The organism is Pseudomonas tumuqii (assembly GCF_013184545.1).
In the GTDB taxonomy this organism is placed as follows: Bacteria; Pseudomonadota; Gammaproteobacteria; order Pseudomonadales; family Pseudomonadaceae; genus Aquipseudomonas; species Aquipseudomonas tumuqii.
The window spans coordinates 1-677 of record NZ_JAAOJA010000060.1 but is presented as its reverse complement, the minus strand read 5'-3'; the positions used below and the strand labels follow the sequence as shown (position 1 = coordinate 677).

Below are 677 nucleotides of genomic sequence, written 5' to 3'. Positions count from 1 at the left end.
GCCTTCTCCAGCTACGTCGCCATGCAGCTCGACACCGCCAAGTTCAGCGAGGACCCGGCCACGCGCAAGCGCGCCGAAGAGCTGGTGGCGCTGCTGACCCCGGTGGCCAAGGCCTTCCTCACCGACATGGCGCTGGAAACCACCGTGCACGGCCAGCAGATCTTCGGTGGCCACGGCTTCATCCGTGAATGGGGCCAGGAGCAGCTGATCCGCGATTGCCGCATCACCCAGATCTACGAAGGCACCAACGGCATCCAGGCCCTCGACCTGGTCGGGCGCAAGGTGGTCGGCAGCGGCGGCGCGCTCTACCAGCACTTCGCCGACGAGATCAAGGCCTTCACCGATTCGGCCGATGCCTCGCTGGGCGAGTTCGTCGAGCCGCTGAAGGGCGCCATCAGCAACCTGGAACTGATGACCGCCGACCTGCTGGAGCGGGCCAAGGTCAACCCCAACGAAGTCGGCGCCGCCTCGGTCGAGTACCTGCACGTATTCGGCTACACCGCCTACGCCTACATGTGGGCGTTGATGGCGCGTACTGCGCTGGCCAAACAGGGCCAGGACGACTTCTACGCCAGCAAGCTGGGCACCGCGCGCTTCTACTTCGCCCGCATCCTGCCGCGCATCCACTCGCTGACCGCCTCGGTCAAGGCCGGCAGCGAGAGCCTGTACCTGCTGGA

General features: G+C 66.3%; 1 protein-coding gene. It reads left to right on the top strand.

The genetic code is table 11. The features are described 5' to 3' along the window. The coding region (locus G9C89_RS24935; RefSeq protein WP_172153393.1) for an acyl-CoA dehydrogenase C-terminal domain-containing protein at positions 1-677 on the top strand (677 nt) is incomplete at both ends.